Source organism: Herbaspirillum huttiense, assembly GCF_047300815.1.
Classification (GTDB): domain Bacteria; phylum Pseudomonadota; class Gammaproteobacteria; order Burkholderiales; family Burkholderiaceae_D; genus Herbaspirillum; species Herbaspirillum huttiense_A.
Window position 1 is genome coordinate 14878 of sequence record NZ_CP178608.1, and the last position, 18914, is coordinate 33791.

An 18914-nucleotide genomic window follows, 5' to 3' on the forward strand; every position below is an offset into this window, starting at 1 on the left:
ATGATGGAGATCCCCACTCCGGCTCAACAGCTTTCTTTTCTCGATCATGTCCAACGCCTGTTCGACGAGGGCGAATTTTCGGCTACCTACAAGTTCGCCCTGCTGCAGTCGATTACCGAGCTGGCTGTCGAGCATGGAGAAGATTCTGGCGAGAGTCTTGAGCTTTCCTTCGAACTAATCGCTGACAAGTTTTTGGAGATCTACTGGCCGCAAGTTGCGCCCTATACCCGCGACGGATTGGCCGCCGTCCTGATCCAGAACAGTGGCAGACAGGCGGCAACGATCACGCTATTGCAGGAGCTGCGCAGTCGGCACGGCACGCTTCCAAAGGCGCGTGCGTCTGCGGACTGGGCGAAGGCCTTACGCAAGACCGTCGCGCTGTTGAAGGAAATGCCGTTGTGGCGACTGCAGATACTCCGTCGAGAGCAAGTCCGCTTTCTCTATGAGCCTGCTTCAGAAGCCGCAATACGCCTGTTACCAGGCGTGATGTTCAATCTTCGTCGCTTCCATGGACTTCTTCATCAATTGAGTCGCCATGCCTGGATTCAGCATTTGCACGCCAATCCGCTCAATGCCGCCGTGCTGGGCACGGGATCGGATCTGGAGCAGCTCCTGTTTGGCGCCGATCGCGCCAACCTGAGCGCCGTGCGCCCGGTCCTGAACACCATACAAAAAGGCCAGTGCTTTTATTGCCAGCAATCTCTTCAGGAGAATGGCGAGGTCGATCACTTCATTCCCTGGTCACGTTATCCACGCAATCTGGGCGAAAACTTTGTTCTGGCGCATCGCCGCTGCAATGGTGATAAAAGAGATCTGTTGCCGGCTGCCATCCATCTCGCGAAGTGGCAGGAACGCAACCGTACGCATGGAGCGTATTTGTCCGAGCAGCTAGGCGCGGGCTTTGTTTGCGATGAGCCCGCCATGCGGCGTATTGCGTATTGGGCCTATCACCACGCCTATGCAACCTCCTCCCAGTGTTGGTCCGGCGTCGGGCAGACTGGCCCATTGAGCAGCGATTACCAGCACCTCCTGGCCGGGCAAGTGTACTGAGATGATGCCGCTCAAGAACTTGAATTCGCCCGAAGCCATTCGTGCGGCAATGAGTGAATACGACCGCCTTGGCAGAACCTACTTTCTTGAGAAGTACGGCTACGGCAAGTCACGCGATTACATGCTCCGTGATCGTCACTCAGGCAAGCTCTACGATGCAGCGGCCGTCGTGGGGGTGGCTTATGGCGTTGCATTTCCAGATACTGGTCCCCTCCGATCGGAGACCTTCTCTGACGGTGGCGTTTCCGCTGAAGCGATTCTTCGTGAACTGGACTTCGAGGTAGTCAGGATCGGTCAGGACTGGACTGCTGAAGAGGTGGAGGCCACCGTTCGTGACTACTTTAATATGCTCCGCGCGGAGGCATTCGGGCTTCCGTACAACAAAGCCGAACACAATGAACACCTGCGCCGCCAGCTGACGACTCGCAGCAAATCTTCCATTGAGCTCAAGCACCAAAATATTTCGGCAGTGCTGGATCAGCTGGGACTACCCTATATTCGCGGCTACAAACCGCGGACCAATTTGCAGGAATTGCTCCGTCGCACCGTGTTTACCTTCATCGACGCACAGCGTGGCGAGCTCGCCAAAATGATGGATAGTTTTGACGCACAAACCGAGCCCGCGCAACAGCAGTTTCGTGGCGTGCTCGTTGCTCGACCAACAGTGGAGCCAACGATACGTATTCCCAAGCGTCTAAGGCTTCCGCGCAAGTTGGACTACGCCGCGCGTGAAGAGCGTAACCGCCAATTGGGTCACGCTGGCGAAGCGTGGACGGTGTCGTTTGAAAAATTCAGACTCCATGACGAAGGACGTGATGATCTCGCAGGCCGGGTCGACTGGATCGCTGACCGTATTGGGGATGGCGCCGGGTATGACATCCTGTCGTATGAGTCCGTGGATCAGGCGCGATTCATTGAGGTGAAAACGACCAACGGCGGTCCGCTGACGTCCTTCATCGTGACTCGGAACGAATTGGAGTTTTCGGAAGAGGTCGGCGACGCTTTCTGTTTATATCGTCTCTTCGAGTTCGCTACTTCCCCCAAGCTCTTCATCCTACGCGGCACGATTTCATCCAATCTTGAACTGGAAGCCGTCGACTATCGCGCTCGGCTCAAGGCGACCGCCTGAGCCATTCCCATCAGCAAAAAATCTCAATTCCTCACGACCGCAATCCCGCTCCCTGTCGGCTTCGCAGCCGATTCCCCCATCGCTGCCCCCACACCACAAAATCCTCACCACCCCACACAAATCCTTGCGATTCCCTCCCCGCTTGCATAACATCATCTGAACAATTCGAGCTCCCCACCGCCATGAGTAGAGACAAGTCGAGCGCCCGAAGCGTAGTCGCGGTCTTGCTCGTCCTGGCGATGAGTCTGCTCTGCGCCGCCTCCGCCCGCGCCCAATCGCCTGCCGACAATGCGCAAGTCATCGAGATCAAGCTCGCCGATCTCAATGACGACAATCCCTTGATCAACTACCGCAAAGCCGTCCTCGAACTGGCCATGCGCGCCAGCGGCCGTCCCTTTTCCATCAAGGGCTGCCGCGTCGCCAATGTCTCCACCTCCGATCAGCGCTACATCCAGCTGATTCAAGCCGGCCAGTACTGCAACCTCATCACGACCTCCGCCGGCAGCGGCATGACCCGCACCCTCGAACCCATCCCCTTCCCCATCTATCTGGGCGGCGGCGGCTATCGTGTCTTGCTGGCCAACCGGAAGAGCCTTGAAAGCGCCCGAACCATCCGCACCCTGGACGACCTGCGTACCTTCACCATCGGCTCCGGCATCGGCTGGGTCGATACCAGCATCATGCAGGCCAACCAGCTCAAGGTGGCGCAAAGCAACTACCTGAACCTGTTCGAGATGCTCAAGGCCGGCCGCTTCGACTTCTACAACCGCTCCATCTTCGAAGCCACCAGCGAACTGGAAACCTACGACTCCGCCCACCAGCTGGCCATCGTCCCTGATCTCGTGCTGTACTACCCGACCGAGCTCTTCTTCTACACCTCCCCGGGGCGCGACGATATCCGCGATGCCCTACTGGAGGGCCTGAAAAAAATCCATCGCAATGGCGCCCTGCTGGACCTGATCCAGAAACACAGTTCCACCCGGCAAGTGCGCCAGGCCATGCGCGGCACGCGTCCGCGCGTGATCGAGTTGTACAACGACAGGCTCACCCCCATCGAACGCCAGGCCATCGAGACTTACAAAATGGACTGGTTCAAATAGTCCACGCCGCCCTCCCATCCACCTTCTGAACCGCACGGCCCGCCATGATCAAGAAGACCACCAGCCTCGGCCTCTACATCGCCTGTGCCATGCTGGTGGCCATGAGCCTGCCGGTCGTGGTGGCGCTGACCATCCTCAATGGCACGCGCGAGCAGCAGATCAGCCAGGAAATGACCGCCCTGGTGGATGAAAAAAGCCAGACCCTGGCCCACAGCCTGGTGCTCCCGGTCTGGAGTCTCGACCAGAACGACATGATGGCCCTGCTGCAGGGAAGCATGCTCGATACCCAGGTGGTCTCGGTGGAAGTGCGCGATCCCGAGGAGCGCGTCCTCGTGCGCAAGGAAGAACCGCTGCGCCGCGCCGGCAGCCTGCTCACCCGTACCTTGCCGCTGACCATGCAGCAGCCGGACCGCATGGTCACGCTGGGCAGCGTGCAGGTGGTGGTGTCGGACGCCCAGCTGCAGCGCAAGCTCGCCGCAGACAAGCGCTTCCAGACCCGGGTGCTGCTGGCGCAGGCCGTGGTGGCGCTGCTCATCATCGGCCTCTTGGTCTATCGCCGCATCCTCGCGCCCATCCGCAAGCTGACCGTCGCGGCCGGCCGCATCGAACGCGGACAATTCGATACCCGTATCGCCCTCACGCAGAAGGATGAGATCGGTCTGCTGGCTCACCGCATGGAGGCCATGCAGACCAGCCTCAAAACCCTCTTCGACGAACAGGCGGCGATCCTCGGCAATATCCCGGCGGGCGTGCTGTTCGTGCGCGATGGGCGGATCGCCTTCGCCAATGATGCTGCGCAGTCCATGCTCGCGCTCAATGGCGCCGGGCTCACCGCGCTGGCCAGTGCGCAGATCTTCGAAGATGCGCAGCAGCAGAACCTCTACATCAACCAGACCCTGTTGCGCCCGCACGGCGCGACCGGCGAGATCGTGCTGCTCAAGCGCGCCGACGGCCGCAGCTTCCCGGCCGAGCTGCATACCTCGCTCATCGATGGTACGCGTCAGAGCGACCAGATCTGGGTCATCATCGATGTCTCCGAACGGCTGGAAGCCGAGAGCCGCATCGACCGTCTGGCCTTCTATGACCCCGTCACCGAGCTGCCCAACAAGAAGCTGTTCCTCGACCGGCTGCGGCGCGGACTGGGGCGGCAGCAGGCACACGGCTTGCCGCTGGTGGTGTTCTACATGGAAATGCATCGCGCCGACCTCTCGCACGGCCTGGTCAAGGCCGATGATGCGGACCGGCTCTTCAGGGAGTGCGCGTGGCGGCTGGGCGCCTGTGTGGCCGCCGATCAGACGCTGGCCCGGCTGGATGGCGAACGCTTCGCGCTGGGCTGCGATCTGCCGATGAGCGAACTGGCCGAAGGCATCCGTTTCTGCGAAGCCATGGCCAATCGCCTCATCGCCGCACTGGCCGAACCGCTCGGCAGCACCGTGAGCTTCCCCTACTCCCTCAACATCGGCATCAACATCCTGCGCGGGGAAGTGCAATCGGCCGAGGAAGCGGTGATGCAGGCCAAGCTGGCCATGGTGCAGTCACTGGTTGCGGGCCGCAATGTGTTCCGCTTCTTCGATCCGGCCATGCAGGCCCTGGCCAGCCAGCGCAGCGCACTGGAAGTGGAATTGCGCACCGCGGTGGCGCAGCACCAGTTCGTGGTGCATTACCAGCCGCAGGTCACCTTTGACGGCGATGTGGTGGGAGCCGAAGCGCTGGTGCGCTGGAAGCATCCGCTCAAGGGGATGGTGTCGCCGGCGCTGTTCATTCCGGTGGCAGAAGAATTGGGATTGATGGAAGAGATCGGCCACCAGGTGCTGGAAGCCATTTGCCGCGATCTCGAGGCCTGGCAGCGCGAGGGTCTGGCCAAGGAGCTTGTGGTGGCGGTCAATGTGTCAGCGCAGGAATTCAAGGCGGACCACTTCGTGGCGCGCTTCCACGAGACCATCCGCCAGCACCGCATCAGCTCCAAGGCGGTGAAGGTGGAACTGACCGAAAGCATGATGATCGACAGAATCGATGAGGTCATCGAAAAAATGAATGACCTGAAGTCGCATCAGGTCTCGATTTCGCTCGATGATTTCGGGACCGGGTATTCGTCCCTGTCCTACCTGGGGCGCTTCCCCATCGACCAGCTCAAGATCGATCAGAGCTTCGTGCGCAGGATGCAGGACGATGCAGCCACGGCCAGCATCATCCGCAGCATCATCATGCTGGGCCAGAGCCTGGGACTGTCCATCATCGCCGAAGGGGTGGAGACGATGGAACAGCGTGACCTGCTGCATGCGCAGGGTTGCACGCTGTATCAAGGCTATTGGTACGGCCGGCCCATGGGCGGTGAACATTTCACCGCGCTGCTGGAAGGCCGGCAGCGCGTGGCCTGATGGCTCAGGCGCCGTTGTAGAGCGAGGAGTCCAGCGCCTGGCCCTGGGTGCTGCTGTCGGCAACCGAAGGCTTGGCGCCGGTGCTTTGCATCGGTTCGCCCAGGCGTGCGGCTTGCAGCTCGGCGACCACATCAGCGCGCGTCTTGCTGGCCTGGAATTGCACCACCGGATAGTTGTTGCGGGCGTTCAGGTTGGCCTGGTCACGTGCGGCCTGGGTGGTCACGGTGGTTTGGGCGAAGGCAGACAGGGAGAAGGCGGTAGCCAGGGCGCCGAGGACGAGGTGCGAGGTTTTCATGATGGGATTCCTTTGAGTTCGGTTTCACAAGACCACTGGCGCGGCACAGGATGTGCGCTGCCAGGGAGGGCGCGATTCGCCGTGCTGTGTTGGCGAGTCGTTGGAATGGATTCTAGGGAGTGGGTCCGTACAGAAACATTGCCCAGTCATTACACATTTGTAATGAATGCCGCCTCCGGCTGGGCCACAATACGGGCTTGTCCGTCAGGAATTCCGATCATGCATATCTTGTTGGTAGAGGACGAGCCCAAATCGGGCGAGTACCTGCGTCGCGGCCTGACCGAGTCCGGTTTCGTGGTGGACTGGGTACAGACCGGCGTGGATGGCTTGCACAACGCTCGCACGCTGGATTACAAGCTGATCATCCTGGACGTGATGCTGCCCGGCATGAACGGCTGGGACATCCTGCGCGAACTGCGCCGCACGCATGACACCCCCGTCCTCTTCCTCACCGCCCGCGACGAAGTGGAAGACCGCGTCAAGGGGCTGGAACTGGGTGCCGACGATTACCTGGTCAAGCCCTTTGCCTTCACCGAACTGTTGGCGCGCGTGCGCACCCTGTTGCGGCGCGGCCCGAGCCGCGAGGCCGACCTGATCGAGTACGAGGATGTGGTGGTCGATGTCATCCGCCGCAAGGTCACACGTGCCGGCCAGCGCATCGATCTGACCGCCAAGGAATTCGCGCTGCTGCACATGCTGATCCGCCGTCCGGGCGAGGTGCTGTCGCGCCCTCAGATTGCCTCGCAGGTATGGGACATGAATTTCGACAGCGATACCAACGTGGTGGACGTGGCCGTGCGCCGTCTGCGCGCCAAACTGGATGAAGGATTCGAGCAGAAGCTGCTGCACACCGTCTGGGGCATGGGCTACGTGTTCGAGGTGCGCCGGTGAGACGTGCCACGGCCTCGATGAGCCTGCGGCTGGTGGTGCTGTTCGGGCTGCTGGCCCTGGTGCTCTTCACCGCGGTGGGCAGTTATCTCTCGCAATCGCTGCACATGCAGCTGGAAGCGCGCGATGATGAAGAGCTGGCCGGCAAGTGCCGCTCCATCAATCACCTGGTCGAGCATGCGGCCTCACTGGAGGACATCCTCGCGCGCCGCCACCTGGTACTGGACACCCTCTCCGGCCATGACCAGCTGCTGGTGCGCATCGCCCGCGCCGATGGCAGCACCCTGCTGGAAAGCCATGACCCCACGCGCACCGCGCCGGGCATGGACCTGTCCACCATCAAGATCCGCAGCTGGGATCATATCGAGACCTTGCGCATGGGCGACCTGCGCGCGCGCTACATGGCCAGCATGCCGGTCACGCGCTCGGGCGAAAAAGCCATCGTGCTGGTGGTGCGTACGGCCTCGGACCGCATGCTGCTGCTGGCGGACTATCGCGCCGATGTGTGGGGGGCAGCGGCCATCGGGACCTTGCTGGCAACGTTGTTGAGTTACTTCCTGGTGCGCAGCGGCTTGCGTCCCTTGCGCACGATGGCCGCGCAGACGCGCGCCATCTCGGCCCACAAGCTCGATACCCGGCTCGATCTGCAGGCCGCCCCGCGCGAACTGCACGAGATCGTGCAATCCTTCAACGACATGCTGGACCGCCTGCATCGCAGCTTCCAGCAGCTGAGCCAATTCTCCGCCGATCTTGCGCATGACGTGCGCACGCCCTTGAACAACCTGATGGTGCAGACCCAGGTGGCGCTGGGCAAGCCGCGCAGCCTGGATGAATACCAGGCCCTGCTCAGTTCCAACATCGAGGAATACGAACGCCTCTCGCGCATGATGGAGAGCATGCTGTTCCTGGCCCGCGCCGACAACGCCCACGTGGTCCTGCAGATCCAGCCGCTGGATGTGGCCGAGGAACTGAACCGCATCGCCGAGTACTTCGAGGGCATCGCCGAAGAGGCGCAAGTGCGCATTGCGGTGGCCGGCAGCGGCATCCTGCACGCCGATGTCACCCTGCTGCGCCGGGCCGTGGGCAACCTCGTCGCCAATGCCATCCGCTATACGCCGCCGCAGGGCGTCATCAGCCTGGAGGCCACCGTGGTAGCGGGCGCGACCCTGATCGGGGTGGCCAATCCCGGGCCGGGGATCCCGCCGGATCAGATCGAACGCATCTTCGACCGCTTCTACCGCGCCGACCCCTCGCGCAGCAGCGCCAGCGGTTCCAGCGGCCTGGGGCTGGCCATCGTGCGCACCATCATGGGCTTGCATGGAGGCGCTGCCAGCGCCTCCAGTGAAGCGGGAAAGCGCACGGTATTTACCCTGCGATTCCCACAGGTAGCGGTCAACGGGAGGTGAAACCTGACGCTGGCAATCGGACTTGGGCGGCGTCAGGGTGGAGTGGAATGAAGCAGAAGAACTGTACTGAAAGACGTACAGAAAAGCTTGGGACAGAAGGTACAAAAATCTGTACGGAAAAACGTACGTAAACAAGGTTAAAAAAAGCCGCAAGCCAGCGCCGTGAAGCAGCCGCGCGTGCAACGCGCCCTCAAGGGGAACATGGCCCTCAGCGCGATTCCTCACTGGGCAGCGACAACAGCCGCAGGCGCATCAGGTCAGGCAGTTCCATCTCCAGCGCGAAGGCCAATGCCTCCATGTTGTCGACAGAAATATTCCTTTCCCCGCGTTCGACTTCGCTCAGGTAGGTGCGACTGATGTCAGCACGGAAGGCCAGTTCTTCTTGTGACATCTCTTTCAGCCGGCGTACCCTGCGGACGTTCTGTCCGAAGATGACGCGGGCGCTCGGTGGAGTCTCTGTGTTTTTCATGAGCGCAAGGATCAGGCGGCTAGGGGTGACGGTCGATTAGCTACAATTACAAACGCACAAACTATCGGTGACAATGCACTTATACCCTCGAATCTCTTGCTAAATAATCGAAATTTATCGAGATTACGGCCGATATTTGAGTGCGTATTTTTCGAAAATCTACTAGTGATCTTTCGAAAATCTTTAGAACTTTGCCTTTAGTTTGTACTCCTCGTCTCATGCCGCGAGTTCACCGCCGGATCCCTTCTCATGAGCTGCCATGGATAAGTCATTCGCTTTGCATCGTGCCAAACGTCTCGCCCTGGCTTGCCTGCTGGGATCGGGGGTGTTGTTCGTCACCGCGTCGCTGGCACCGCCTTCGCTCTGGACGGCCTTGCTGCGCGCCATGGCCGAGGCCGCCATGGTGGGCGCGCTGGCGGACTGGTTTGCGGTCACGGCCCTGTTTCGCCGCGTGCCCCTGCCCTTCCTGGCGCGCCATACGGCCATCATCCCGCGCAACAAGGAGCGCATCGCCGACAACCTCGCCGTCTTCGTGGAAGAAAAATTCCTGAGTCCGCAATCGCTGGCCGGCCTGGTGCGCCGCCATGATCCGGCACAGCGGCTCTCGGCCTGGATGGCCGCGCCCGAGAACGCAGCGCGCCTGGGCGGCTACATGGCGCAGGCCGTCGCAGGCGTGCTCACGCTCACCGATGACCGCCGCATCCAGGCCTTCGTGCGGGAGGCCTTGCAGACCGCGCTGGGCAAGCTGGACCTGTCGCGCTCGCTGGCCAGCATCCTCGACACGCTCACCCTCGATGGCCGCCACCAGCAATTGCTGGATCGCGCCATCGTGGCCCTGGCCGAACTGCTCAACCGCGAACAGACGCGCGCCTTCATTGCCGAGCGCATGGTGGAATGGCTGCAGCGCGAATATCCCAAGATCGAGAAACTGCTGCCGTCGAACTGGATCGGCGAGAAGTCCGCCGACACGCTGGCCGACATCCTCGACAAGCTCCTTACCGGCATTGCCGATGATCCGCAGCACTCGCTGCGCCAGGCCTTCGATCGCCAGCTGGCCGGCTTCGTGGCACGCCTGAAGGACGATCCGGCGCTGCGCGAACGGGCCGAAGCCATCAAGCGCGAGATCCTGCAAGGGGAGGCCGTCAACGCCTATGTGGGCGGCCTCTGGGAAAGCCTGCGCCAGTGGCTGCGGCAGGACCTGGCGCGCCCCGATTCGGCCCTGCATGCCCAGGCCAGCGCGGCCACGCAATGGATAGGTCGCGCCCTGCAGGAAGATGCCGAACTGCGCAGTTCGCTCAACGCACATCTGGAACAGGCCATCGCCAGCCTCAGCCCGGACGTGGCGCAACTGCTCACGCGCCACATCAGCGACACCATCAAGCAGTGGGACACGGCCGAACTGTCACGCCAGATCGAACTCAACATCGGGCGCGACCTGCAGTACATCCGCATCAACGGGACGCTGGTGGGCGGCCTGATCGGCGCCCTGCTGTTCGGCTTGTCGTGGCTGATGCAATGGCTGGTACACGGGGTTTGAGCACGGGCCTCAGGAGGCCTGCTCCGCACTTTCCTTCAAGGCCTTGCGCATGATCTTGCCGGTGGCCGTAGTGGGCAGCGCATCGACGAAGGCAATTTCGCGCGGATATTCATGCGCTGCAAGCTGTGAGCGCACGTGCTGCTGCAGGGCCGCCACCAGTGCGGGTTCCGGGGCATGCCCGTCCTGCAGGACGACAAAAGCTTTCACCACCTCCGTACGCAGCGCATCTTTGACACCCACCACGGCCGCGATGCGCACGGCCGGATGGCGCATCAGGCATTCCTCGATCGGTGCCGGACCGATGCGGTAACCGGCGCTGGTGATGACGTCATCATTGCGGCCGAGGTAGCGGATGTAGCCGGCTTCGTCCATGTTGCCCAGGTCGCCGGTGAGCAGGAACTGGCCCGCAAATTTTTCGCGGGTGGCTTCTTCATTGCGCCAGTAGCGCAGGAACATCACCGGGTCCGGCGCGCGGATACCGATATTGCCGACTTCGCCGCGCGGCAGGATGGCACCTTCCTCGTCGACGATCTGCACGTCGTGCCCTGGCACGGCGCGGCCCATGCTGCCCGAGGCGCTGGGGTAGAGCTGCGACGAGGACGATACGACGAGGTTGCATTCGGTCTGGCCGTAGAACTCGTTGATGGTCACGCCCAGCGCGCTGCGGCCCCAGGCGATGAGGTCGTCCCCGAGCGTCTCGCCGCCGCTGGCCACGCTGCGCAAGCTGAAATCCCAGTGCGCGCGCGGGTCGGGGGTGCCGCGCAGCATCTTGAGCGCGGTGGGCGGGAAGAACACATTGCGGATGCCATGCCGCGCCAGCAAACCGAAGACGGTCGCTGCATCGAATTTTTCCAGCCGCCGCGCCACCACCGCCACGCCGTGATACAGCGAAGGCAGCAGCACATCCAGCAAGCCACCGATCCAGGCCCAGTCGGCCGGTGTCCAGAAGCGGTCGCCCGGCTGCGGGAAGCTGTCGTGCGAGACTTCCACGCCCGGCAGGTGGCCCAGCAGGACGCGCTGTGCATGCAGCGCGCCCTTGGCCTTGCCGGTGGTACCGGAGGTGTAGATGATCATGGCCGGATCATCGGCCAGCGTGTTCACCGTTTCAAAGACGGGCGAAGCCGCGCGCAGGCGATCCCAGAAGTCGGTGGTCTGCGGCAGCACGATGTCGGACTGCTCCACGCAGAACACCACCTTCAGCGCCGGCAGCGCGCCGGCCAGATGGACCTTGTCCATGCCGGAGGCATCGGTCACCAGGGCGGCGGCTTCGCTGTTGTCCAGGCGATAGGCAATCGCTTCCGGCCCGAACAGGTAGAACAGCGGCACCGTCACCGCCCCCAGCTTGTAGGCGGCGAGATGGGTGATGACCGTTTCGATGCGCTGCGACAGGTAGATGCCGATGCGGTCGCCGCGCCGGATGCCGGCCTCGGCCAGCACATTGGCGAACTGGTCGCTCATGACCTTGAGCTGGTCGAAGCTCCAGGTGGTGACGCTGCCGTCGGCGTCCTCGCTGATGATGGCAGGTCGGCCGCTGCCGTCGGCCCAGCGGTCGCAGGCGGCCAGGCCGATGTTGAAGTGCTCGGGGATCTGCCAGTCATAGGCAGCGGGGGTGTCGGCGACGTAATGGGCCGCGGTGATGAGGGGGCGTGGCGCGATGTCTGGGGGCACGTCTTGTCTCCTGTAGGGTGTGCGATGGGCCTGCCTGCATCGGGCGCGGCTCCGGACGGGCCGGTCGGTGCCGGCACGCCGCCTATCATAGCGCCCCCGCCCGGGGAGCGTCAGGGCACAACACAATGCCATGCGCGCAATGCGCACCATCGAACTCGGACGAGTTTGCAGCAAAAGCTTTTTCCTTTCTCACCACTGCCCGCCGGCCTCTTCTAGCATGGCCCCTCCTCTCGCCATTTGCCGTTCAGCGCGCATCTTCGTGACATCCCGGATGCGGCCTCGACGGCTTCTCCAGCAAGGATGTCCGCATGCCCACCCACACGCTTTCCGACGCATTTGCCCTCTGGACCCAGCAGGATCGCGCCATCCGGCTGCGCTTGCCGCAATCGCACACCGCCTTGCAGGAGGCGCTGCTGGTGCAGCAGCTGACGGGGTGCGAATCCCTGTGTGGCGCTTCTGAACATGAGCTGCTGTGCCTTTCGCCGCGCGAGGATCTGGCACTCAAGGACTTCATGGCCTTGCCGGTGGAAGTCCAGCTGGTGACCGATGAAGGGCGCTTGCGGTCGATATGCGGTCTCGTCGCCGAGGTGCATGCGGGCCAGATCGATGGCGACGTGAGTACGTATCGCCTGGTGCTGCGCGATGCACTCAGTCTCATGGGCCAGCGCATCAATACGCGTGTCTTCCTGCATGCCAGCGAGGTCGATGTTACTCAGGCCATCATCAGCGAATGGCGGCAGAACAGTCCGCTGCTGGCCAGCTGCATCGAGGTGGATTGGTCGCTCTTGGCGGAGCGCTACCCGGTCCGTGAATTCATCATGCAGCACAACGAATCCGATGCCGATTTCCTGCGGCGCCTGTGGAAGCGGCGCGGCATCGGCTGGCACATCCGCCCGGGAGAGCCGCCGATGCCCGGGCACGCCGCTTGCCCGCGCCATACCCTCGTGCTCTTCAACGATGGCATGCAGCTGCCGCGCAATGCGGCAGGGGCTGTCCCCTACCGACGCGACCATGCGCCCGGCACGCAGGATGCCATCCTCCGCTGGCGGGCCACGCGCCGCCTGCGTGCGGGCAGCATCAGCCGCCATACCTGGGACCATGTGCAGGACGCCCCGCTGCGCAGCCACGTGAAGATGTCGGCAGCGCAGGGCGAGCTGGGCGACCGATTCGCCCTGCTGCTGGAGGACTATCTGGTGGAGGCGCTGCACGTGGCCGACGATGGTGAAGATCTTGCCCAACTGGCCAGTGCGCGCATGCAGCGCATGGCGCTGGAGAGCAAGGAGTTCCAGGCCGACTCCACGGTGCGCGCGCTGCGGGTGGGCGAGTGGATCAGCGTGGAGGATCACCCTGAACTGGAGCAGCATCCTGCGCACGAGCGCGAATTCATCGTGACCCGGCTGGCGATCTACGCCGAGAACAATCTTCCGGCTTCGCTTGAAGAGCGGCTGACGCGCGCGGCATCGGATCAAGAGGGCGATAGCGGCGAACTGGTATCGTTGCGGCGCCGTTGCCGCGAGCAGGGCCGCCGCTATCTGAATCATTTCGCTTGCGTGCGGCGCGGCACGCCGTTGGTGCCGTCCTTTGACCCGCGCGTGGACCTGCCCAGACCGCGTCTGCAGAACGCGCACGTGGTCGGTCCGGCAGGCGAAGAGCTGTACTGCGACGCGCTGGGCCGCGTGAAGCTGCGCTTTCACGGCACCCGCATGCAGGATCACCAGCATACGGGTGCTGCCGGTGCCAGCGACAGCGAACGTGATTCGGCCTGGGTGCGCGTGGCCAGCCATTGGGCGGGACGGCAATGGGGGGCGATCAGCCTGCCGCGCGTGGGTGATGAAGTGCTGGTCGATTTCCTCGGCGGCGATCCTGACAAGCCCATCGTGATCGGCCGGCTCTACAACGGCCAGCACCTGCCACCGGCCTTCAGCGGCGTCGGCAGCCTGCCGGGAAATCGCTTCCTGGCGGGCATCAGAAGCAAGGAGATCCAGGGCCATCGCTACAACCAGCTGCGGCTGGACGACACGCCACACCAGATCAGCGCCCAGCTGGCTTCGCAACATGGGCAGAGCGAACTGAACCTGGGCTGGCTTGCCCATGCCCGCACCGACGGCAGCAGCGATGCCCGTGGCGAAGGCGCCGAACTGCGCACCGACCGGGCGCTGGCCTTGCGGGGCGGTCAAGGCGTGCTGATCAGTGCGGTGGCCCGGCAAGCGGCTGGAGGTTCGCAATTGGATCGCGGCGAGATGCTGGGCCTGCTGCGCGTGCTGCAGGACGTGCAGCAGGAACTGGCTGCACTGGCCCGCAAGCATCATGCCGACGATCTGCAATTCCGGAGTCTGGGCAGTTTGCGTGAGCGGCTCGATGCCTGGGAAGCGGGCAGCAACACGCAGGCCGAGGGCCATGGCGGCGGCCAGCCGGTGGTGGCCGTGACGGCGCCCGCGGGCGTGGCCATCAGCAGCGACGAGGGCGTAGTGATCGGTGCGCAGAAGGAGATCGATCTCATCAGCGTGGGCAACACGCAGCTTTCGGCGGGCAGGAAGCTGCTGGTACGCGTGGCCGAGAGCATCAGCCTCTTTGCCCAGCGCCTGGGCCTCCAGTTGACCGCTGCCAACGGCAAGCTGCAATTGCAGGCGCACAAGGGGGACATCGAAGCGACTTCAGCGCGCCGCATCGTCCTCACTGCGGCTGATGAGATCGTGCTGCAGGCCCCCAGGCTGCAGCTGCTGGCCGAGGGTGCCCGGATCGATCTGGGCCGGGGTGTCATCACCCAGCAGAGCCGCGGCGACCACACCATCCGCTCGGCCGATTTCCACCATGTGAGCGGTACCGACAGTGCGCCGCCCGGTGTGGAGCTACCGGCCGGCGGGCTGCGTACCGACGAACGATTCGTCCTTGCCCGGCGCGGCAGCGGAAGGCCGCACGTACGCCAGCGCTATCGCATCGAGCTGGATGACGGCAGCGTCATCGAAGGTGTCACCGATGAACTGGGCCGTACTGCGTTGAGCCAGGACATGGCCATACGTATCGCGCGCCTGCGCATTGTGAAGGAATAGACGATGAGTGAATCAGAACCGACCCGCCTGGTCGGCACGAGCTGGGATGAAGACGGCAATGATGTGGCGCAATCCGTGCTGACCGGAGAGAACATGAAGGTCCGGGCCTGGTGCCTGACGACGCCGGAGGTGGTGGTGCCGCTGCTGTTCGTACCGGGGATCATGGGGACGCGGCTCAAGATCAGCGCGCGTGACAAGGGGGCGGCATGGTTTCCGCCGGAGGGCACCTGGGAAGCCATCGGATTGCTGCTCAAGCACTTGATCCGCACGTCGGCCGACCGGCAGCGACTGCTCAATCCCGAGATCACCGAGGTGGATGAAGATGGACCGGCCTCACCGGACGAGACCAGCAAGACCTTGCTCGCGCTGGCACCCGGTGCGACCGATGCCGAGCGCATCAAGTGGCGCGGATGGGGACAGCTGCATGCAGACAGCTACCTGCCAATTCTTTCCTTGCTGGAGACCAGCATGGCGATGATCTTTGATCCTGCCAGCCAGGGTGAGCGGCTCACTTCGCATTGGAAAGAGCTGGTCATGGACAGGCAGGATCCAGCCATGCTGGGCGCGCAAAAGCCCTTTGTTGCAATTTCGGAAGAACACTTGAGGGATGCGGCCGAGGTGCTTTATCCGGTGCATGCGGTGGGCTACAACTGGCTGCAGAGCAATCTGGTGTCGGCGCGGCGATTGGCTGACGAGATCGAGCGTATTACGGCGTATTACCGCAGCAAGGGGAAGCGCTGTGAGGGGGTGATCCTGATCACGCACAGCATGGGTGGTCTGGTGGCGCGGGCTTGTGCGCAATTGCCGGGAATGGCCGAACGCATTCTGGGCGTCGTGCATGGCGTGATGCCGGCCATTGGCGCACCGGCTACCTACAAGCGTATGCGGGCCGGGTTTGAAGGTGTAGCCCAGGTCATCCTGGGACGCAACGCGGCCGACTGTACTGCGGTGATGGCCAACGCGCCGGGTGCATTGGAACTGCTGCCGACGGCGCAATACAAGACCTGGACCAATCAAGGAGAGCGGCATTGGTTGCGCGCCAGCTATCGAGCTATTGGCCAGCGAGGGATGCCCGAGGAGATGGACAGCTTTTTGGGCGAGGGGGATCCGTACAGAGAGATCTATCTGAACAATACGTCGGACTGGTGGAAGCTGGTACGCGAGGATTTGATTGATCCGGCGGGGAAGGAAGATGCGGAGAGGGCTAAAAGAGAGGGAAGAGTATTGATTCGGGAGGATCAAGAGTTATCGGATTTTGAGAGATTCACAAAGAAAATGGAAGCGGCACTGAGGCTTCATCAACAGATTGAAGACCGCTATCACGCCAATACCTACGCCTATTACGCAGCAGACCCGCAACGACCTGCCTGGAACGAGATTAACTGGAAGTGTGGCCCGCTGGTGCCTGGCGATGCTGCCAAAGCACGAATGGAAATAGATGATCTGAACGGAATGCTGGAACTCCGTTTCGGAGAGCATCACCTCCATCACTTCACGCTCCAAAACGGAACTGGCCCAGGGGATGGCACTGTTCCGGCGGAGTCGGGTGGTGCGCCAAAGCCTCACGTTGTCCAGATATTCAAGCATGAAGGAAAGCTGAAATCTCATGACAGTTATGACCACCAGTTTTCCTACAACGCCAGGATTGCGCAAGCGGTCACCCTCTATTCCATCATCAGGATCGTCAACTCATCGGCGAAGTTGAAAACACCCTCAGGTGAAAAATGCTCATGAAGAATCCCGTTCGCTTTATCGCTGCTATGGCCTTCACAGTCTGGTTATTTTTATCTGGGGGCATCTCACATCAACAAGGATCGCAAATGATGAACACTGCCCGCGCAAGTGAGCCTAGTCCTGCCGTTTCAACCTTCTGTACCGGTCATTTTCTTATCGATATGCCTGCGGGTTCAGTCCTCAGTGGCGGCAATTATCGCTACGATTTCGCACGGCTGGAGAAACCCAAAGCGATGCCGAGCGCATCAAATGGCGCGGATGGGGACAGCTGCACGCAGACAGCTATCTCGGCATTCTCTCGCTGCTGGAGACCAGCATGGCAATGATCTTCGATCCTGCCAGCCAGGGAACCCGGCTCACTTCGCACTGGAAGGAGCTGGTGATGGACCGGCAGGATGCAGCCATGCTGGGCGCGCAGAAGATCGTCAACGCTCGTCTTGGAACGAAGTGCAATGGAAGTGCCCGGTTTCTCTTCCTGAGGATATCAAGGCGGCCAAACTCAGAAGCGACAACCTGAATGGGGAAGTCTTCCTGTCATTCAAACGAGATGTTGCCCGGCGCTTCGTCTTGCAGGGGGCGGCCGGACCTGGCGACGGAACGGTTCCCGCCGAATCGGGCGCAGCTCCCACGCCATATGTGCGGCAGATCTTCAGGCATGAAGGCGCGCTGAAGGGGCATGACAGTTACGACCATCAGTATTCCTACGACAGCAAGATCACGCAGGCGGTCACCCTCTATTCCATCGTCAACATCGCCTGTGAATCAGAATGGTTGCGAGACGAATTCAAGCAATCATGAATTTCAAGAGCCCCTTCTTGATCAATGGCATCTCGCTGGTGATGTGTACCGTCGCGATGTCCGGAGACCTGTCACTCTATCCCGGATCTTCAACCATGAACAAACCAGCCATCCCGATGACGACCTTTTGTGCAGGTCGCTTTCTGATCGATGCGCCGATAGGCTCTACTTTGAGTGGAGGAAACTACCTGTATGACTTCACCCGGATCGAGCCTCCGCAGGCCATGAAGATTGAGGATTTTTTGGCCCGCCTCGCCGATCGCGAGCAGTTTCTCAAAAGTGAAAAGCATGAGAGTGAACCCAGTCTCCTGAGATTGGTAGAAATGCCTGACGCCCATTCCAGAATACACGTCTACTGGGAAAGTTCTTTTGTCACCACTGTCGTCGAAATAGATGGATATCTCTGGGTGAATGGCATTCAATTTCATTTCAGGACTGATGCAGGCATGAGCCCTCCTCCCCATGGAATGAGCAGTCGCCAGGACTATGCCGTTTCTCAAATGAAAAAATTGCTCGCCAACCTTAGAATCCGTCAAGACCACGACATTCCTACGGACCCCGGCTACTGCTTCGAAGGCGGCTTCATCGCCAATCCGGATTGGGAAAACGAAGAAGCCGGCATCGATATCGACATCGCCGGCCACCCCGATGCCTTTGTCTCCGTCTGGTTCTACCCGCTGGCCATGAGCAGGCACGACCGGCCGCTGCTGGAGCGCATGAGCAGCGGCCTGCAGGCTCTCGGCCAGCTCGCCACCGCTGTGCGCACGCTGCGCAAGGGCGACCGGCAGGTGGGCCCTTACCAGGGACAGGAATTCCTGGTCACTACGCCCAACAGCGGCGGCGGACGCAGTCACAGTTTCATCTGGGAGACCGAAGGCCAAGGCACGCTCGATACTCCCGCCATCAAGATCGAACTGACCACCGGCCATCACGACCAGAACAGCAATGCGCAACCGACCAGCATAACTGACGCCCAAGCCATGAAACTATGGGACGACGTGCTGGGCAGCTTCCGCCTGCGCCCGACCCGGTTGCCCCAAGCCGCAAGCCCGTCGCCATAGCGTGCACGAGCCTTGACTCCCCTGCCCTTCCCCATCCCCTTCGAAAGGAATCCGCATGCCCAACATCATCCGCCTCGGTGACGCCACCTCCCACGGGGGCAAAGTCACGCAAGTCAGCGCCACCCATTTCAAGGTCGGCGGATTGCCCGTCGCGCGGGTCGGCGACGCCTGCAGCTGCCCGCAGCAGGGGCACGAAAACTGCACCATCGCCGAAGGACATCCCCATCACAAGATCGATGGCATCGCCGTCGCCTACGCAGGCCACAAGACCAGCTGTGGTGCCACGCTCATCGCCAGTACCGGCAGCTTCAGCGCGTCTTAGCGGAATGCGCGTGTACGTCACGACAGCGA

16 protein-coding genes are annotated in these 18914 nt (G+C 62.0%); 13 read left to right on the forward strand and 3 right to left on the reverse strand.

Features of this window, described 5'->3' with window-relative positions; translation table 11 throughout:
* From ACLRDN_RS00070 to ACLRDN_RS00085, 4 genes are all read left to right on the forward strand, one after another.
* Positions 1–1050, forward strand: a complete 1050-nt coding sequence (locus ACLRDN_RS00070; RefSeq protein ID WP_287019772.1) for an HNH endonuclease — start codon at positions 1–3, stop codon at positions 1048–1050.
* 1 nt (position 1051) lies between these two features.
* A complete protein-coding gene (locus ACLRDN_RS00075) occupies positions 1052–2179 on the forward strand; it encodes a DUF3883 domain-containing protein (RefSeq protein WP_413458484.1) in 1128 nt (375 codons plus the stop codon).
* Between the two features lie 239 nt (positions 2180–2418).
* A complete protein-coding gene (locus ACLRDN_RS00080) occupies positions 2419–3279 on the forward strand; it encodes a hypothetical protein (RefSeq protein ID WP_413458485.1) in 861 nt (286 codons plus the stop codon).
* A 44-nt stretch (positions 3280–3323) separates the two neighbouring features.
* Entirely contained in the window at positions 3324–5657 is a 2334-nt protein-coding gene (locus tag ACLRDN_RS00085) for a putative bifunctional diguanylate cyclase/phosphodiesterase (RefSeq protein WP_413458486.1), read from the forward strand.
* Between the two features lie 4 nt (positions 5658–5661).
* Here the strand turns inward: ACLRDN_RS00085 and ACLRDN_RS00090 are convergent, their stop codons facing one another.
* Positions 5662–5952, reverse strand: coding sequence for a DUF4148 domain-containing protein (locus ACLRDN_RS00090; protein WP_413458487.1), 291 nt, complete (start codon positions 5950–5952; stop codon positions 5662–5664).
* Between the two features lie 219 nt (positions 5953–6171).
* Here ACLRDN_RS00090 and ACLRDN_RS00095 point away from each other — a divergent pair, with 219 nt between their 5' ends.
* Together ACLRDN_RS00095 and ACLRDN_RS00100 are read left to right on the forward strand one after the other, a co-directional pair.
* A complete protein-coding gene (locus ACLRDN_RS00095) occupies positions 6172–6843 on the forward strand; it encodes a heavy metal response regulator transcription factor (protein WP_413458488.1) in 672 nt (223 codons plus the stop codon).
* Entirely contained in the window at positions 6840–8246 is a 1407-nt protein-coding gene (locus ACLRDN_RS00100) for a heavy metal sensor histidine kinase (protein WP_413458489.1), read from the forward strand. Before ACLRDN_RS00095 ends, ACLRDN_RS00100 begins: the two co-directional genes overlap by 4 nt.
* 208 nt (positions 8247–8454) lie before the next feature.
* Here the strand turns inward: ACLRDN_RS00100 and ACLRDN_RS00105 are convergent, their stop codons facing one another.
* Positions 8455–8715 (reverse strand): helix-turn-helix domain-containing protein, encoded by a 261-nt coding sequence (locus ACLRDN_RS00105; RefSeq protein WP_145607617.1) that lies wholly within the window; start codon positions 8713–8715, stop codon positions 8455–8457.
* A 259-nt stretch (positions 8716–8974) separates the two neighbouring features.
* Between ACLRDN_RS00105 and ACLRDN_RS00110 the strand changes: the two genes are divergently transcribed.
* Entirely contained in the window at positions 8975–10252 is a 1278-nt protein-coding gene (locus ACLRDN_RS00110; RefSeq protein WP_413458490.1) for a DUF445 domain-containing protein, read from the forward strand.
* A gap of 9 nt (positions 10253–10261) precedes the next feature.
* On the opposite strand, the gene ACLRDN_RS00115 is transcribed toward ACLRDN_RS00110, so the two are convergent.
* Positions 10262–11920: an acyl-CoA synthetase gene (locus ACLRDN_RS00115; protein WP_413458491.1), complete on the reverse strand. Its 1659-nt coding sequence runs from the start codon at positions 11918–11920 to the stop codon at positions 10262–10264.
* A gap of 308 nt (positions 11921–12228) precedes the next feature.
* On the opposite strand from ACLRDN_RS00115, the gene ACLRDN_RS00120 reads away from it, so the two are divergent.
* From ACLRDN_RS00120 to ACLRDN_RS00145, 6 genes are all read left to right on the forward strand, one after another.
* Positions 12229–14970, forward strand: coding sequence for a type VI secretion system Vgr family protein (locus ACLRDN_RS00120; protein ID WP_413458492.1), 2742 nt, complete (start codon positions 12229–12231; stop codon positions 14968–14970).
* Between the two features lie 3 nt (positions 14971–14973).
* The gene (locus ACLRDN_RS00125; protein WP_413458493.1) at positions 14974–16704 is read left to right on the forward strand and encodes an esterase/lipase family protein; all 1731 of its coding nucleotides are present in this window, start codon (positions 14974–14976) and stop codon (positions 16702–16704) included.
* Positions 16701–17030 (forward strand): hypothetical protein, encoded by a 330-nt coding sequence (locus ACLRDN_RS00130; RefSeq protein ID WP_413458494.1) that lies wholly within the window; start codon positions 16701–16703, stop codon positions 17028–17030. The genes ACLRDN_RS00125 and ACLRDN_RS00130 overlap by 4 nt, the downstream gene beginning before the upstream one ends.
* Positions 17031–17151: 121 nt before the next feature.
* Entirely contained in the window at positions 17152–17502 is a 351-nt protein-coding gene (locus ACLRDN_RS00135; protein WP_413458495.1) for a hypothetical protein, read from the forward strand.
* On the forward strand, positions 17499–18563 hold the full coding sequence (locus ACLRDN_RS00140; RefSeq protein ID WP_413458496.1) for a T6SS immunity protein Tli4 family protein: 1065 nt from the start codon (positions 17499–17501) through the stop codon (positions 18561–18563). Before ACLRDN_RS00135 ends, ACLRDN_RS00140 begins: the two co-directional genes overlap by 4 nt.
* 55 nt (positions 18564–18618) lie before the next feature.
* On the forward strand, positions 18619–18885 hold the full coding sequence (locus ACLRDN_RS00145) for a PAAR domain-containing protein (protein ID WP_413458497.1): 267 nt from the start codon (positions 18619–18621) through the stop codon (positions 18883–18885).
* Positions 18886–18914 lie beyond the last annotated feature (29 nt).